At 75.9% G+C, this 16,042-nt stretch carries 12 protein-coding genes; 5 read left to right on the top strand and 7 right to left on the bottom strand.

Annotation, left to right across the window (positions count from 1 at the left end; all coding sequences use genetic code 11):
* Positions 1-70: 70 nt before the first annotated feature.
* The 4 genes from ACIPYS_RS03220 to ACIPYS_RS03235 form a co-directional block, all read right to left on the bottom strand.
* A complete protein-coding gene (locus ACIPYS_RS03220; protein WP_400742376.1) occupies positions 71-1,135 on the bottom strand; it encodes a (2Fe-2S)-binding protein in 1,065 nt (354 codons plus the stop codon).
* A gap of 215 nt (positions 1,136-1,350) precedes the next feature.
* Entirely contained in the window at positions 1,351-2,193 is an 843-nt protein-coding gene (locus ACIPYS_RS03225) for a hypothetical protein (RefSeq protein ID WP_400742378.1), read from the bottom strand.
* A 198-nt stretch (positions 2,194-2,391) separates the two neighbouring features.
* Complete coding sequence (locus ACIPYS_RS03230) at positions 2,392-3,264, bottom strand: hypothetical protein (RefSeq protein ID WP_231977835.1); 873 nt, start codon at positions 3,262-3,264, stop codon at positions 2,392-2,394.
* Positions 3,265-3,521: 257 nt separating this feature from the next.
* Entirely contained in the window at positions 3,522-4,121 is a 600-nt protein-coding gene (locus ACIPYS_RS03235; protein WP_400742381.1) for an NTP transferase domain-containing protein, read from the bottom strand.
* Positions 4,122-4,266: 145 nt separating this feature from the next.
* Here ACIPYS_RS03235 and moaA point away from each other — a divergent pair, with 145 nt between their 5' ends.
* Positions 4,267-5,421 (top strand): GTP 3',8-cyclase MoaA, encoded by a 1,155-nt coding sequence (gene moaA / locus ACIPYS_RS03240; RefSeq protein ID WP_400742384.1) that lies wholly within the window; start codon positions 4,267-4,269, stop codon positions 5,419-5,421.
* A 32-nt stretch (positions 5,422-5,453) separates the two neighbouring features.
* Here the strand turns inward: moaA and ACIPYS_RS03245 are convergent, their stop codons facing one another.
* A complete protein-coding gene (locus ACIPYS_RS03245) occupies positions 5,454-6,482 on the bottom strand; it encodes a GlxA family transcriptional regulator (RefSeq protein ID WP_400742387.1) in 1,029 nt (342 codons plus the stop codon).
* A gap of 122 nt (positions 6,483-6,604) precedes the next feature.
* On the opposite strand from ACIPYS_RS03245, the gene ACIPYS_RS03250 reads away from it, so the two are divergent.
* The 4 genes from ACIPYS_RS03250 (at position 6,605) to ACIPYS_RS03265 (ending at position 11,927) form a co-directional block, all read left to right on the top strand.
* A complete protein-coding gene (locus ACIPYS_RS03250) occupies positions 6,605-7,519 on the top strand; it encodes an NAD-dependent epimerase/dehydratase family protein (protein WP_400742390.1) in 915 nt (304 codons plus the stop codon).
* Positions 7,520-7,735: 216 nt separating this feature from the next.
* Complete coding sequence (locus ACIPYS_RS03255) at positions 7,736-8,497, top strand: HNH endonuclease family protein (RefSeq protein ID WP_400742393.1); 762 nt, start codon at positions 7,736-7,738, stop codon at positions 8,495-8,497.
* Between the two features lie 62 nt (positions 8,498-8,559).
* Positions 8,560-10,218, top strand: coding sequence for an alpha/beta hydrolase (locus ACIPYS_RS03260; RefSeq protein ID WP_400742396.1), 1,659 nt, complete (start codon positions 8,560-8,562; stop codon positions 10,216-10,218).
* A 134-nt stretch (positions 10,219-10,352) separates the two neighbouring features.
* The gene (locus ACIPYS_RS03265) at positions 10,353-11,927 is read left to right on the top strand and encodes an alpha/beta hydrolase (protein WP_400742855.1); all 1,575 of its coding nucleotides are present in this window, start codon (positions 10,353-10,355) and stop codon (positions 11,925-11,927) included.
* 97 nt (positions 11,928-12,024) lie between these two features.
* On the opposite strand, the gene ACIPYS_RS03270 is transcribed toward ACIPYS_RS03265, so the two are convergent.
* Both ACIPYS_RS03270 and ACIPYS_RS03275 read right to left on the bottom strand, forming a co-directional pair.
* Positions 12,025-14,646, bottom strand: coding sequence for an ArnT family glycosyltransferase (locus ACIPYS_RS03270; RefSeq protein ID WP_400742399.1), 2,622 nt, complete (start codon positions 14,644-14,646; stop codon positions 12,025-12,027).
* 144 nt (positions 14,647-14,790) lie between these two features.
* Positions 14,791-15,915 carry an esterase family protein gene (locus ACIPYS_RS03275; RefSeq protein ID WP_093862539.1) on the bottom strand — a complete coding sequence of 375 codons (1,125 nt, stop codon included), beginning with the start codon at positions 15,913-15,915 and terminating at the stop codon, positions 14,791-14,793.
* Between the last annotated feature and the right edge of the window lie 127 nt (positions 15,916-16,042).

A 16,042-nucleotide genomic window follows, 5' to 3' on the forward strand; every position in this document is an offset into this window, starting at 1 on the left:
TATCAATGGGGAATTCCGGTGTTTCCCGAGGTCGGGGCCCGGCCGGGCCCCGCACCGCCGTTCACCTCCGTCAACCCCGTGTGACGCGGGGGCAGCCGGCGCACATCGCCTCGACCCGGGCGGTGTAGACGAGGCAGCAGCTGGCCCGGCACCGGTCGGAGCGATCGGTGTCGCCGGACGCGGGGTCGGTGAAGCCGGCGCCCGGCGTGAAGGGCGCGCACTCCGGCGCCGGGCGGGCGGCCCGCGGCTCCCTCGGCCCGGACGCCCCGGACACGCCGGGCGCGAACAGTGCGGCGAGCTCCGTCCGGGCGCGCTCCTCCTCGCCGAGCAGGCCCCCGGCGTACCAGAGGCCCTCGACCACGGCGTCGGTGGACATCGCCCACAGGGTGCGCGGGCCGCGTCGCACCTCGGGGCGGAACGCGTCCAGCACCGGGGTGAGGAAGTCCGCCAGCGCCGAGCGGAGCCCGGCGGCGAGGGCCGCCTCGTCGGTCACGGTGCGGGCGCCGGGCGGGAGCGGGGGCGACGGCGTTCCCGGGGGGACGGCCGCGCGCGGGGCCGTCGGGGGGACGGCCGGGGGGACGGCCGCGCCCGGTGCCGCCGGATCGTCCGGCAGGCAGAGGAAGGCGCCCGGGCGGACCGTCAGTTCACCGGTGCGGCGGCGGACCGCGATGTCTCCGGGCACGAGCAGCGGCACCCGGCGCTCCAGGAACCACGGCAGGGTGAACAGCAGCGCGACCGGCCAGACGAACCGGTGCAGCCCGATGCCCGCCGCCACGTCGGGGCGCAGCGGCTGCCCGTAGCGGGCCAGGGCCTGCCGGGCGTCGTACGAGATCAGCTCGCGCAGCGCCGCCGGCCGGGCCACCAGGTCGGCCCCCGCGAGCCAGCCCCGGCCGCTGCGGGGCGGGGCGCAGCGCACCCGGAGGGCGGGGAGCACCTCGCCGAGCCGGCGGTACGCGGCCGGCCCGGCGGCGGTGACGGTGCCGCGGATCCCGGTGGCAGTGGTGCCGCGGACGGCGGCGGTGGGGCCGCCGGTGCCGCGGGTGGTCGCCGGGCCGGTGGGGCCGGGGCGAGGTCCGGGGCCGGGTCGGCCGACGGCCGTCGCCACGGGGGTGGACCGGGTGCTGTGCGCGCTCATGGTGGGCCCCATCGGGTCGACCGGGCCACGCCGGACCGCCCGGTCCGTGCCCGGGCCGGGGCCCGTCCGCCGCCGGCGCGCCCGGTGTGGCGGGGCACGCCGTGGCGCCGTCGCGCCGTACGTCCGGACCCGGCCGGCCGGGGCTTGGCGGAGCCCGGGAACGGCAAGGCGAACCTGGCCGGGGCACTGCTCGACCCGGCCAGGTTAGGGTCACCTTAGCTGATCGGGCCCCCGGCCTGCCTCCCGATGCGTCCGTCCGGGGGAGCGCCCGGCGCGCGCCCCGCGCCGAGCTGGCGTGCGAGCCAGACCGGCACGCCCCCGAGCGCCTGCACCAGTCGGGTCGCCTCCGCCCGCAGGCGGGTGGCCTCCTCCGGTTCCGACACCTCGGCCAGCGCGGCCAGCGCCGGGGCCACCCCGACCGTGAAGCCCAGCTGCTCGCGCAGCCGCAGCGAGGCGTCGAAGCCCTCCCGGGCCCGCTCGTGGTCCCCGGCGGCCAGCGCCAGCGCGGCCAGGTGCCGCCAGGTCGACGAGCGCAGCAGTTCGTCGCCGCGCTCGCCCGCCCCCTCGTGGGCCCGGCGGTAGGCGATCCAGGCCGCCGTCGGGTCGCGGAGCAGGTTCTCCGCCACCAGCCCCCGGCGGAAGTCCAGCAGCGGCCGGCCCGGCGCGTCCGGCGGCAGCAGTGCCGAGGTGCGGCCGAGCGCGGCCTGCGCCTCGTCGAGACGGTCGCGCGCGCCCAGCACGCTGGCCACGTACGCCAGGAAGCCCCGGGCGCAGGCCGCCGCCGCGCGCTGCTCGGTGGTGGTCACGGTGGCCTCGGCGAGTCTCAGCGCCTGCTCCGCCTGGTTCCAGTGGGTGGCGGTGAACAGGCACTGCTCGATCAGGAGTTCGGCCCTGATCAGAGCCGCCGCCGGGTCGCGTTCGGCGGCCGGCCGCAGCAGGTCGGCGGCCTCCCGCCAGCACGCCCGGGACCGCAGCCGCCATACGGTGTCCCCCGGCTCCGGGGGCGCCGTCCGCCCCGGTGCGTCCTGACCGTTCGGGCCCCATCCGTGCTCCGACAACGCCACCTCCTTGTGTGCGCCATCCAGCAGGACGCGGGCCCTCCCCGTCCGTGGCACGACACACCACAGGCCCGCGTTGTGGCGGCAATTCAACACGGGGGCGAGCTTGTGCACCAGATCACGAGCGGAGGTTGTTGCGCGCGGCCGGCTTTTCGTCTAAACGATCAGCGGCCGGTCGGTCGGGGTCCGAACGAGGCCTCAGGACGTCCAGCCGGTCTCCATCAGAGCCTCGGCGGCGCCGTTCGCGGGCTGCGGCACACCCGCCAGATCCAGGCTGAACAGGGCCACCAGCAGCTGTTCGCCGCGCACCGTGGCCTGGTGCGAATAGCCCGCAAGAGTGAACATCGCGGCGGCCATCTCCTCCGCGTGCAGGGTCTGCAGCCACAGGCACTCGACCGACTTCACGTCCGCCGGCTCGGTCCAGGTGTCCACCTGGGCGACCATCCGGCTGCCCAGCAGCGTCACCCCGTCGCGTTCCTGGGCCTCCGTCAGCTCCAGGTCGTCGAAGCCCAGCCACTCCAGGTAGCGGGCGGCGGTGAACACCGCGTCCTGCGAGGTCCGCACCGGGTGCGGGCGGAACGGCGCCCGGCGCCGCCACTGCGCGGTCTGGCCGCCGGACCCGGTGGCCGGGGGCGCGGCGGCGGGCGGCGCGTCCAGGGAGTGCGCGGGCCGGGCCGGGTGCGGGTGGGAGGCCCGCGGCCCGGCGGTGGCGCCCAGCGGGCCGGCCGCCGCCCCGCCGCCCAGCCGGGTGGTCCGGTCCACCGGGAGCCGCACGGTGGCGCCGCAGTTGCAGGTGAACTCGGGCTGCGGCCACTGGTCGGAGCGCCCGCAGTGCGGGCAGCGCATGCTCAGCCAGGAGTCCTCCCAGGACCGGAACCGGACCTGGACCGGCACCCCGCCGCGCAGCAGCGGCACCTTCAGCGAGGCGCCGCACGGGCACGGCAGCGAGGGCGGCTCGTAGAGGTGCTCCCGCCGGCAGGCGGGGCAGCGGATCGCCCGGGCGCCACCCGCCGCCCCCGGGCCGCGCCCGGCCGGGTCGTGTCCGGTGAAGTCGTCGGGCAGTCCGGCCATCGCGGGGTACCGTCCGTTCGAATCGGGGGCGGAGTGACGTGTCCCATGCTCCCCGAAACCCGTGGGGTGCGGCGCGGAATGCGGCAATCCTCAGGGAGGAATCAGGGGTGCGCGCCCGAATCCTCGCCGGTGAGGAGGAGGGCGGTCCCCCTCGGGCGGGAGTCCCGTCCCGAGCGGCGGGGGCGGGGCCGGCGGCGGTCCGGTGTCGGGACGGCGGCTGTCCCGAGCGGCGGCGGCGGTCCGGTGCCGGGCGGGTGTCACCCCGCTCCCCAGCGGGCGAGGTCGGCGGGCGTGTCCAGGTCGTCCGGGGAGGCGATGTCGGCGCACTCGACCGGCACCAACTCCCCGGCGTGCGCCGTCAGCAGGGCCCGGGCCCCGGCGTCCCCCCGCGCGCCCGCGGCCGCCTCGGCGAGGTACCCGGCCCCGATCAGCACCGGGTGCCCGCGCCGCCCCCCGTACGTCGCCGCGGCCAGCCCGGCCCCGGCCCGGTGCGCGGCCAGCAGCCGGGCCACCGCGGCCGCTCCCACCCCCGGCGTGTCCACCAGCATCACCAGCACCGCCGAGGACCCGGCGGGCAGCGCGGCCAGACCGGCCCGCAGCGAGGAGCCCATGCCGCCCTCCCAGTCCGGATTGGCCACCAGCCGGCAGCCCGGCAGATGCGCGGTGGAACGCACCCGCTCCCGGTCCGCGCCCAGCACCACCGTCACCTCCCGGCAGCCGCCCGCCCGGGCCGCCGCCGCGGCGTGCTCCACCAGCGGCCGCCCCCGGTACGGCAGCAGTGCCTTCGGTCGTCCGCCCAACCGGCGTCCGCCGCCGGCCGCCAGCACCAGCGCGGTGACCGCGTCCCTCTGTTCCATGGGCCCAGCCTGCCCGGCCCGGCCGCCGGGGCACAGTCCGGCCGCCGGGTGTTGGACGATCGCACGAGCGCGGACGGCGGCGAGTGGCCGTGCCCCGGCGGTTCGGCCGCTGGTGCTCCCGCCGCAGGGCCCCTGTACTGGGCGGATGAGCAGCGCGTCGAGGAACAGTGCGTCGAGGAACAGCGCGTCGGGCACCACCGTGCAGGGCGCCACCGGGCCGGGCGCCACCGTGCCGGGCACCACCGCGCCGGGCACCACCGCGCCGGGGACGGCCGCCGTCGGGCCGGACCGCGTCGTCACGGGTCGACCCGGGGCGGCGCACCCCCTGGTGGACCGGTACGGGCGGGTGCACACCGATCTGCGGGTGTCGCTGACCGACCGGTGCAATCTGCGCTGCACCTACTGCATGCCCGCCGAGGGGCTGGACTGGCTGCCCCGGGCGGAGGTGCTGAGCGACGACGAGGTGGTCCGCCTGGTGCGGATCGCCGTCCGCCGGCTCGGCATCACGGCGGTGCGCCTCACCGGCGGCGAGCCGCTGCTGCGGCGCGGACTGCCCGCCCTGGTCGGGCGGATCGCCGCGCTCGGGGCGGAGGTGTCGCTGACCACCAACGGCATCGGTCTGGCCAGGACCGCCGAGGCGCTGCGCGCGGCCGGGCTGCACCGGGTCAACGTCAGCCTGGACACCCTGCGCCCCGAGCGGTACGCCGCGCTCACCCGCCGCGACCGGCTGGCCGACGTCCTGGCCGGGCTGGCCGCCGCCCACGCGGCCGGGCTCGCGCCGGTGAAGGTGAACGCGGTACCGGTACGCGGGGTCAACGACGACGAACTGGCCGAACTGCTCGGCTTCGCCGTCCGGCACGGCTACCGGATGCGCTTCATCGAGTCGATGCCGCTGGACGCGCAGGGCGCCTGGGACCGCGAGCGGATGGTCACCGCGGACGAGATCCTGGCCCGCCTCGGCGAGCGCTTCGAGCTGCACCCGGTCGGCCGGTCCGGCAACGCCCCGGCCGAGGAGTGGCGGATCGCCGGGACGGACGCGGTGGTCGGGGTGATCGCCTCCGTCACCCGCCCGTTCTGCGGCGGGTGCGACCGGGTGCGGCTCACCGCCGACGGGCAGTTGCGCAACTGCCTGTTCGCCACCGAGGAGTCGGACCTTCGCGCGCTGCTGCGCGAGGGCGCCGACGACGACCGGGTGGAGGCCGCCTGGCGGGCCACCATCGCCCGCAAGGGGCCCGGCCACGCCATCGGTGGCGCGGACTTCGTCCGGCCCGCCCGGCCGATGTCGGCCATCGGCGGCTGACCGGACGTCGGGGGAGGCTCCGGGGGCAGGCGTCAGGGACGGGTGCCGGAGCGCGGACCGGCGGACGGACGGACCGGCCGGACCGGCCGGGCGAAGTGCGCCCGGTAGGCGCGCGGGGTCATGCCGATCCGCTGGAGCAGGTGGCGGCGCAGCGAGTCGGGCGTGACGAAGCCGGTCCGGGCCGCCACCAGGTCCATCGCCAGATCGGTGGACTCCAGCAACTCCCGTGCTTGTTCCAGGCGTTGGGTGAGCAGCCACTGCAGCGGCGTGGTGCCCGCCTCGGCCTGGAAGCGCCGGTTGAGGGTGCGCACGCTCACCCCCGCGTGGGCGGCCAGCTCGGCCAGGGTGAGCGGCTCGGCCAGCCGGGCCAGCGCCCAGGCGCGGGTGGCGGCGAGCGAACTGCCGTCCGCGGCGGTCACCGGCGTCGGCAGGACCTGGCCCTGGCCGCCCTCGCGGACCGCCGAGACCGCCGCCAGCCGGGCCACCGCGTTGGCCACCGCCGCGCCGTGGTCGGTCCGCACCATGTGCAGGCACAGGTCGATGCCGGCGGTCAGCCCGGCCGAGGTGAGTACCGGGCCGTCGTCGACGAACAGCGCCTCGGGGAGCACCCGGACCTCGGGGAAGCGGTGCGCCAGCGCGCCCGCCTGCACCCAGTAGGTGGTGGCGCTGTGCCCGTTCAGCACCCCGGCCTGGGCCAGTACGAAGGCGCCGGTGCAGATCGAGGCCATCCGCGCGCCCCGGTCCGCCGCCGCGCGCAGCGCCGCGAGGATCCGTTCGTCGGCGTCCGCGCGGGAGGCCGACCCGGTGACGAGCACGGTGTCGGCCCCGGCGAGCACGTCCAGGCCGTGCGGGACGATCACGTGGAGGCTGCTGGTGCTCGCCACCGGGCCCGGCTCGACCGTGCAGATCCGCACCTGGTAGGCCGGGCGGCCGTCCACCTCGGCGGAGCCGAAGACGATGTCGGGGATGGCGAGGTCGAAGGCGGTCACCGGCGGTACGGCGACGACCGCGATCCGGTGGACGGCGGGCACCCCGTCGGACCACGGCACGGCTGAGGACATGGCCAGAACCTCCGGAACCTTGGCAGCCGGGGCCCTGCCGCGCGGCAGGCCCCCGACCGAGAGTTGATCACGGCGCCGGCACTCCGGCGCCACCCGCCCCAACGGCAGCCCAGGAGCCTCCCATGTCCTTCCACGTCGTCACCGGCGCCGGCCCGACCGGCACCGCGACCGCCCTGCTGCTCGCCGGCTCCGGCGAACGGGTCCGGCTGGTCACCCGTCGCGGCACCGGCCCCGAGCACCCGGGCATCGAGCGGATCGCCGCCGACGCCACCGACGCCGACGTCCTGACCGCGCTGGCCGACGGCGCGCTCTCGCTGGTCAACTGCGCCGCCCCGCCCTACCACCGCTGGCTCACGGAGTTCCCGCCGCTCGCCGCCGGGCTGCTGACCGCCGCCGAACGGACCGGCGCGGGCTACGTCATGCTCGGCAACGTGTACGGCTACGGGCCGGTCGACGGCCCGCTCACCGAGGACCTGCCCGCCGCACCGGCCAGCCGCAAGGGCGCGCTGCGGGCGGCCCTGTGGGCGGACGCGCTCGCCGCGCACCGGGCGGGTCGGGTGCGCGTCACCGAGGTCAGGGCCAGTGACTTCCTCGGCCGGGGAGCCACCTCGCTGTTCGGCTTCACGGTGGTACCGGCCGTGCTGGCGGGCGAGCCGGTCGGCTACCCGGCCGACCTGGACGCGCCGCACAGCTGGAGCCACCTCGGCGATGTGGCCGCCACCCTGGTCGCCGCCGCCCGCAGCGCTGCCTCCTGGGGCCGGGCCTGGCACGTGCCCAGCACCACCGAGGCGTCCGCCCGGGAGGTGGCCCGGCGGCTGGCGGCGGCCGCCGGGGCGCCGGAGCCCGCGCTCACCGCCGTGGCGCCGGCCGCACTGGCCGGGTCGGGGGACGAAGTCCTCGCCGAGGTGGCGGAGATGGCCTACCTGTACGACCGGCCGCTGCGGCTGGACTCGACCCGCACGGAGGAGGTGCTCGGGGTGACGGCGACGCCGTTCGAGGAGGTGCTCGAGGAGATCGTCGGCGGCGCGCGGCCGTAGTGCGGCGGTGACCGGGGTGGGGCGGAGCGGGGTGCGGCGGTGACCGGGGTGCGACGGACCGGGGCGGGACGGGTCCGGTGCGCGGTGCACGGCGTTCGCTGTCCGGTGTGAGCTTCGCCATGATCGAAATGCTCCGGGTTGTGGTGGCTTGACCGGGTGCGGGCGGGCTGGTCTGCTGGTGCGCCGTCAGTCGCCCACCCGTCCGGGGAGTCCACCGTGCCCACCCGTCGCCCCACCCTGTCGGCCGCCGCCGTGTTCCTGATATCCACCCTGGTGCTGAGCGGTTGCTCCGGCGCCGGGACGCGCAGCGAGGAGGCCGTGCCCGCCGGGGCCGGCGCCGTCGGCCCCGGCACCAGTCCGCTGGACAATCCGGACGGCACCAAGCCCGGTCTGGCGCCGCTGACTTCGCCCGAGGAGCAGAAGGCGGGCCGGGAGCTGATCGCCAAGGTCGCCACCGCCGCGACCGGCACCAAGGACGGCTACGACCGCAACGAGTTCGGCCCCGCCTGGACCGACAACGTGGACGGCGTGCCCGGCGGCGGCAACAACTGCGACACCCGCAACGACCTGCTGGCCCGCGACGGTTCGGCGGTCGAGCACAAGGACGGCTCGAAGTGCGTGGTCACCGCGATGACCATCCTCGACCCGTACACCGGCAGGACCGTGCGCTGGAGCAAGCAGCAGGCGTCCAAGATCCAGATAGACCATGTGATGCCGCTGTCCTACGACTGGCAGATGGGCGCGCGCGGGTGGGACAAGGCCAAGCGGGTCCGGATCGCCAACGATCCGCTGAACCTCGTCCCCGCCGACGGCTCGCAGAACGCCTCCAAGGGCGACTCCGGCCCGTCCGCCTGGCTGCCCGCCGACCCGAAGATACGGTGCGCGTACGCGGTCCGCTTCGCGCAGGTGTCGCTGAAGTACCAGCTGCCGGTGACGGAGGCCGACAAGAAGGCGATGCTGCAGCAGTGCGGCGGCTGACACCCGGTCGAGGGGGAGGGGTGCCGTCGGGCGGTATGACGGTCGGGTGATATTCGTGTGCGGTGCATTCGACGATCACCCGACTCTCGCGACGCGCCCTGCCCGCCGTCGCCGCGGCCGCCCTGCTGGCCGCCTGCAGCAGCACGGGCGGCTCCACCGGCGCGGCCTCCACCGCTCCGACGGCCGCTCCTACGGCCGCTCCTACGACCGTGTCCGCGGACCCGACCGCCCCGGCGGCCGCCCCCACCCCGACGCCGACCCCGACCGTGAAGCCGACCGGCCAGGCGGACCCGGCACTCGGGTCCTTCTACGGCCAGCAGCTCGCCTGGGCGGCCTGCAAGGACGACCCGCGGACGACGAAGACCGACGAGTCGGCGGTCCAGTGCGCGACCCTCAAGGTTCCGCTGGACTACGCGAATCCGTCGTCGGGGGAGACGCTGGACATCGGCGTGGCCCGGATCACCGGCGCCAAGCCCGGGGAGCGGACCGGCTCGCTCCTGGTCAACCCGGGCGGGCCGGGCGGCAGCGGGGTGGCCATGGTCCAGGGCGGCCAGAAGGACTACGACGGCCCGCTGCGCGACCACTACGACATCGTCGGCTTCGACCCGCGCGGCTCCGGCCTCAGCGCCCCGGTCAACTGCCTGGACGACAAGACCCGTGACACCTGGCTCACCACGGACGCCCTCGGCCCCGAGCACGGCAAGGCCCTCGCCGACGCCTGCCAGGCCAAGTACGGCAAGCTGCTGGAGCACATCGGCACCCGCGACACCGTGCGGGACGTCGACGTGCTGCGCGCGGCGCTCGGTGACCAGAAGCTCACCTACATGGGCCTGTCGTACGGCACCTACCTCGGCAGCGTCTACGCGGAGGAGTTCCCGGACCGGGTGGGCCGGCTGGTGCTGGACGGCGCGGTCGACCCGGCCAAGCCCATCGCCCAGAACAACATCGAGCAGTACGCGGGCTTCGAGCGCTCGCTGCAGGCGTTCGCCGCCCACTGCGCGAAGCAGGCGCAGTGCCCCCTCGGCAAGGACCCGGACAAGGCGGCGGGCAAGCTCGCCGACTTCCTCGACGGGCTGAAGCAGAAGCCGCTCGCCGCCGGCGGCGGCCGGACGCTCACCTCCGCGGCCGCCTGGACCGGCGTGGTCGAGGGGCTCTACGGGGACGAGAGCGGCTGGGACTCCCTGGCCAACAGCATCGGTTGGGCCATGGTCCGGGGCAAGGGCGACAACCTGCTGGCCTACACCGACTCGTACAACAAGCGGGACAAGGACGGCCACTACAACGTCTCCGCCGACGCCTACACGGCGATCTACTGCGCCGACGGGGCCACCGACGTCCTCACCGGGGCGGCGCTCGACGCCGCCTACGCCGAGATGGCCGCCAAGGCGCCGCTGATCAGCCGGCACGAGCCGGGCGCGGCGCTGTTCGACCCGGACTGCCGCAGCTGGCCGTTCCGTTCGGCGGAGAAGGCGCACCCGATCGCCTCGAAGGCGGCGACCCCGATCGTGGTGGTCGGCTCCACCGGCGACGCGGCCACGCCGTACGCCAACTCCGAGAAGCTCGCCGCCCAGCTCGGCAACGCCGTGCTGCTCACCCGCGAGGGCGAGGGCCACACCGGCTACGGCCGCAGCGCCTGCGTCCGGGACGCCGTGCACGCCTACCTCGTCGACGGCACCGTGCCGGCCGCCGGGACGCGCTGCGCGACCGACGCCGCGCGGTGAGCCGCCGCACGGTGGGCCGGCGTGACCGACACGGCCGGCGCGACCGGCACGACTGACGCGACGGAGGGACGACGGAGGGGCGGGGCGCCGTCAGCGGCGTGATGGCCGGGTGATATTCGTGTGCGGTGGACTCGATGACGACCCGGCTCTCGCGACGTGCCCTGCCCGCCGTCGCCGCGGTGGTGCTGCTGGCGGCCTGTACCGCCGGCGGTACCACCACCACCGGCGGCGCGGGCGCCCCCGCCCCGGCGGCCGCCGCGCCGGACGCGCAGTCGGCCCCGGACCCGGCGCTCCGGTCGTTCTACGGCCAGCGGCTCGCCTGGGCGGCCTGCAAGGACGCCCCGAGGACCGAGGGCGTCGACCCGGCGTCGGTACGGTGCGCGACCCTCGAAGTGCCGCTGGACTACGCCGACCCGGCCGGCGCCACCCTCGAGGTGGCGGTGGCCCGGGTCGGTGCCGCCAAGCCCGCGTTGCGGGCCGGGTCGCTCCTGGTCAACCCGGGCGGGCCGGGCAACAGCGGTGTCGACGCCGTCCTCGGCGGACAGCGCGACTACGACGGTCCGCTGCGCGACCACTACGACATCGTCGGCTTCGACCCCCGGGCCACCGGTCGCACCGCCCCGGTCAACTGCCTGGACGACGAGGTCCGGGACGGCTGGGTCACCACCGACACCCCCGGGCCCGAGCACGGCAAACTGCTCGCCGACGCCTGCCAGGCCAAGTACGGCAAGCTGCTGGAGCACGTCGGCACCCGCGACACCGCGCGCGACATGGACGTGCTGCGCGCCGCGCTCGGCGACCGGAAGCTCACCTACCTCGGCCTGTCCTACGGCACCTATCTGGGCAGCGTCTACGCCGAGGAGTTCCCCGACCGGGTCGGCCGCCTCGTCCTGGACGGTGCGATCGACCCGGCCAAGCCGATCGCTGAGACCAACATCGAGCAGTACGCGGGCTTCGACCGCTCGCTGCGCGCCTTCGCCGCCCACTGCGCCCGGCAGTCGTCGTGCCCGTTCGGGACGGACCAGGACAGGGCGGCCGTGCGGGCCGCCGACTTCCTCGACGGGCTGAAGCGGAAGCCGCTCACCACCACCGGCGGCCGCGTCCTCACCTCCTCCGCCGCCTGGGCGGCCGTGATGGACGTGCTCTACGGGGACGAGGGCGGCTGGGACGGCCTGGCCGAGGCCATCGGCCGGGCCATGGAGCAGGGCGACGGCGACTACCTGCTCGCCTACGCCGACTCGTACAACAAGCGCGGCGAGGACGGCCGTTACGGCGCCGCCACGGACGCCTACACCGCGATCTACTGCGCCGACGGGGCCACCGACGTCCCGACCGGGGACGCACTGCGGGACGCCTACGCCCGGATGGCCGCCCGGGCCCCGCTCTTCAGCCGGCACGAGCCGGCGGCGGTGCTGTTCGACCCGGACTGCCGGAGCTGGCCGTTCCGTTCGGCGGAGAAGGCGCACCCGATCGCCTCGAAGGCCGCGACGCCGATCGTGGTGGTCGGCTCCACCGGTGACGCGGCGACCTCGTACGCCAACGCCCAGCAGCTGGTGGCCCAGTTGGGCAATGCGGTGCTGCTCACCCGCGAGGGCGAGGGCCACACCGGTTACGGGCACAGTGCCTGCGTCCGGGCGGCGGTGGGCGCCTACCTCGTCGACGGCACCCTGCCGGCCGCCGGGACGCGCTGCGCGAGCGACCGCGGGTAGCGCGACGGCGGGGTAGCGCGACGGCGGGGTAGCGCGACGGCGGGGCGTCCTCCCCGGTGGACACCGGGAGGACGCCCCGCCGCCGGGAGCCGCCGCGTCAGGAACTCGGCGCCTGGGTCAGGTCGTAGAAGGTCGACCCGCCGACCGTGCGGGCGGTGTAGTGGCTCGCCACCCACTCCTCGATCTGGGCGGTCATGGACTCCGAGGACCCGCCGCCGGGGCCGGTCGTGGTGGTCGTGCCGTTCGCTCCGGCCGCCGCCTCGGCGGTTCCGCCGCCGGTGCGGCGCGACTCGCCGCCGATGAACCAGTGCACCTTGCCCTCCTTCACGTACTGCTGGAAGGCGCTCAGGCTGAGCGAGGGGTCGCTGCTGTTGAAGCCGCCCAGGGCCATCACCGGGACGTCGGAGGCGAGTTGGTAGCTGGCGGCGTTCTGCGAGCCGGAGGTCGCGCCGGCCCAGCGGTACCGGTCGGCGTCCTGCTTCAGCAGGGCGGCCGCCTCCTCGCTCACCCGGGTACCGTTCAGCAGCCCGTTCATCCCACCGGGGCCGCCCTGACCGCCCTGGCCACCCTGACCGCCCTGGCCACCCTGACCACCGGGGCCGCCGAAGACGGTGGAGGGATCCTGAGCGCTGCCGCCGTTGCCACCGCCGCCGTTGCCACCGCCACCGCCGCCGTTGCCGTCCGGCACCCGGCCGGTGCCCCGGCCGCCGTCCTGCTGCGGGAAGCCGGGCACGGCCTGACCACCGCCGGGCTGACCACCGTCCTGGCCGCCGCCGACCTGACCGCCGCCCTGCGGGGGTGCCACCATCCGGCCGTTGAGCCACAGCCCCGGAGCGCCGCCGCCCGCACCGCGCCCCCGCATGCCGCCGGGGCCGAAGCCGCCCGCCACCGAGGGCCCGGCCAGCACGATCGAGCCCTGGTGCGGGGTGCCGACCGTCTCCAGCGCGTACGCCGCCGGACCGCCCAGCGCCGCCGCCGCGCCCACCAGGCCCGCCACGGCGGTCACGCGTCCGGCGATCCGCCGCGCCCCGGCACGCCCGTCGGCCGCGGCACCGGCCGCAGTGTCCGACGGAGCGTCCGACGGAGTTCCGGCCGGGGCGCCGGCCGCGAGCCGGGCCCCCAGCGGGCCGGCCACCAGCAGGGCCACCGCGGCGAGCAGCCCGCCGGCCAGCACCGTCGGCCGCAGCCAGGGCTGGAAGCCGGAGCTCCGTCCGAGCAGCACGTACGCCCACACCGCCGTCACGGCGAGCGTCGCCGCCAGCACCGCCGCGTACGGCAGCCGGTGCCGGGCCCGCCACAGCCCGTCCGCACCCATGCCGACCAGTGCGGCGACCGCCGGGGCCAGCGCCACCGTGTAGTACTGGTGGAAGATCCCGGACATGAAGCTGAAGGTCAGCGCGGTGCACAGGAGCCAGCCGCCCCAGACCAGGAAGGCCGCGCGCGCGGTGTCCGTCCGGGCGTGGCGACGGGTCGCCCACAGGCCGAGCACCAGCAGGATCAGCGCCGCGGGCAGCAGCCAGGCGATCTGCCCGCCGATGTCGCCGTCGAACAGCCGGGTGATGCCGGTCTCGCCCCAGCCACCGCCGCCACCGCCGCGCATCCCGCCGCCCGGCCCTCCGGCGGGCGCACCGCCGGGGGCGTTGCCGAAGACCGCCTCGGCCCCGGCCGGGAGCCGGCCGCGGCCGCCTCCGCCCACACTGCCGGTCTCGTCCCCGTTCAGCCGGCCCAGGCCGTTGTAGCCGAAGGTGAGGGACAGGAAGCTGTTGTCCTGCGAGCCGCCGATGTACGGGCGCGCCGATGCCGGGACCAGTTCGACGATCGCGACCCACCAGCCGCCTGCGACCACCATCGCGAGTCCGCCGGCCAACAGCTGCCGGACCCGCCGCCACAGCCCGGTCGGCGCCACCACCAGGTAGACCAGGACGAAGGCGGGCAGCACCAGGAACGCCTGCAGGGTCTTGGTGAGGAAGGCCAGACCGAGCATCACCCCGGTGAACACCAGCCACCGGGTGCCCGCCGCCTCGATCGCCCGCACCAGCCCGTAGGCGGCCAGGGTGAGCAGCAGGACCAGCAGCGCGTCCGGGTTGTTGAAGCGGAACATCAGCGCCGCGACCGGCGTCAGCGCGAAGGCGAGGCCGGCCAGCAGTCCGGCGAGCGGCGAGAAGCGCCGGCGCACCGTCGCGTACAGGGCGGCGACCGTGCCGACGGCCATCAGCGCCTGCGGGGCCAGGACCGACCAGGAGGAGAGCCCGAAGACCCGGGCCGAGAGGGCCATCGGCCACAGGGCCAGCGGGGGCTTGTCGACGGTGATGAAGTTACCGGCGTCCGAGGAGCCGTAGAAGAAGGCCTTCCAGCTCCGGCTGCCCGCCTGGGCGGCGGCGGAGTAGAAGGAGTTGGCCCAGCCGGAGGCGGACAGTCCCCAGAGGTAGAGGACGGCGGTGGCGGCCAGCAGGGCGAGCAGCGAGGGCCGGACCCAGCGCGGGTCCTCCGGGCGTCCCCGCCAGGCCCGGGCCGGCAGGGTGCGCAGCCGTCCGGCCCAGGAGGCCGGGCCCTTGGGGCCGGTGGGCGGCAGCGGGAGCTCGGGGAACAGCGGCGGGTGGGCGGTCCGCCCGGGTGCCGCCCCCTCCGGCGCGGAGGCGGGCGGCAGCAGCGGGGGCGGGAAGTCCCCGGCCTCCGGCCAGGGCTCGCCGGCCGGCGGGGTGAGGCTGGTCGTGGTCATGGGCGCTACGTTCGGGCGCCCGGCTGAGAGAACGGTGAGACGCGGGTATGAGCCGCCTGTGATCCTCGCCCGCCCTGGTCGGAGGGCCGCTCCGGGACGGCGCGGTTGCGCCGACCGGGTGCCGTTGCCCGGACCGGTGCGCCGCTACGCGGCCTGCGGCATCGTCAGGTGCTTGCCGAGCCACTCCAGCGCGGGCGGGATCTCCCGGGTCCAGGTGTGGAAGTTGTGGCCGCCGGTGTCGAGGGTGATGGTGGACAGCTTCGTCGGCGCCTTGAACGCGCCGACCATGGCCTGGGTGCCCTCGTAGTTGTTCTCGTCGTAGCTGGTGGCGAGCAGCAGCGCGACCGGCTCGGCGGGCTTGTTGCGCAGCCGCCAGACCAGGTCGTTCTCCTGCTTCAGCCGGTCGTCGCCCGCGAACAGGTCGCCGGTGGTCTCGTCGATCGGCGCGGTGTAGTAGCCGGAGAGCGAGATCGCGGACCGGTACGCATCCGGCTTGCGCAGCGCGAACTTGAGGGCGCAGTAGCCGCCGGTCGAGTTGCCGATCACGGCGCGGTTGGCCGGGTCGGTGCCGATCCGGTAGCCGGCGGACAGCGCCTTGGGCAGGTCGCTGGTGAAGAAGGTCTCGACCTGAGGCCCGCCGGGGACGTCCATGCACTCGGTGTCGCGGTTGCCGACCAGGGTCGGGCGCATCAGCACCAGGACGGTCGGCGGCAGCTTCTTCTCCTCGATGGCGGTGAGGGCGGAGGCCGGGTACTGCATCAGTGTGATGAGCTTCTCCGCCGAGCCCGGGTACCCGGCCAGGACCAGCGCCATCGGGAACTTGCTCTGCGCGTACTCGGGCTGGAAGTACTGCGGCGGGAGGTAGACGAAGGCGTCGCTGCTGAGGCCGCTCTGCGGACCGCGGACCGAGACCTCCTGGATCACCCCGGAGCGGTCGCGGGCCGAGCCCTGCGCCGAGTACATGTTCTTCTCCCCGGTGACGGAGAGGGAGGCGGCCGCGTTCGGCTGGTGGTCGACGACGGTGCCGGGCTTGCCGTTGGTGCCGAGCAGGTCGCTCCACGAGCTGTAGAAGCCGAAGTAGCCGTTGGCGATCAGCCCCATCGCGACGAGCACCGCGAGCTGGGTGGCGAGGAAGGCGCCGATCCGCCCCGTCCAGGCCTTCCAGCCGTGTCCGCCGAACTTCGGCCAGAGCCACATCGTGGCGGCGAAGACGCCGACCGCGAGCACGGTGGCGACGATCTGGAGCGGGAGTCCTGTGAGGCTGAGCACCCGTCGATCGTAGTTGACCCGTGCTGCCCCTCCGTGCGCTCCTTTATGCGCCCCATATACGCTTCGACGCGCCGCAAGTGCGCCCTGTTGACCGCCTCTTGTCGGGTCGGGATCATGTCGGCGGGGA

Origin of the sequence: Kitasatospora sp. NPDC089913 (genome assembly GCF_044748625.1) — a bacterium.
In the GTDB taxonomy this organism is placed as follows: domain Bacteria; phylum Actinomycetota; class Actinomycetes; order Streptomycetales; family Streptomycetaceae; genus Kitasatospora.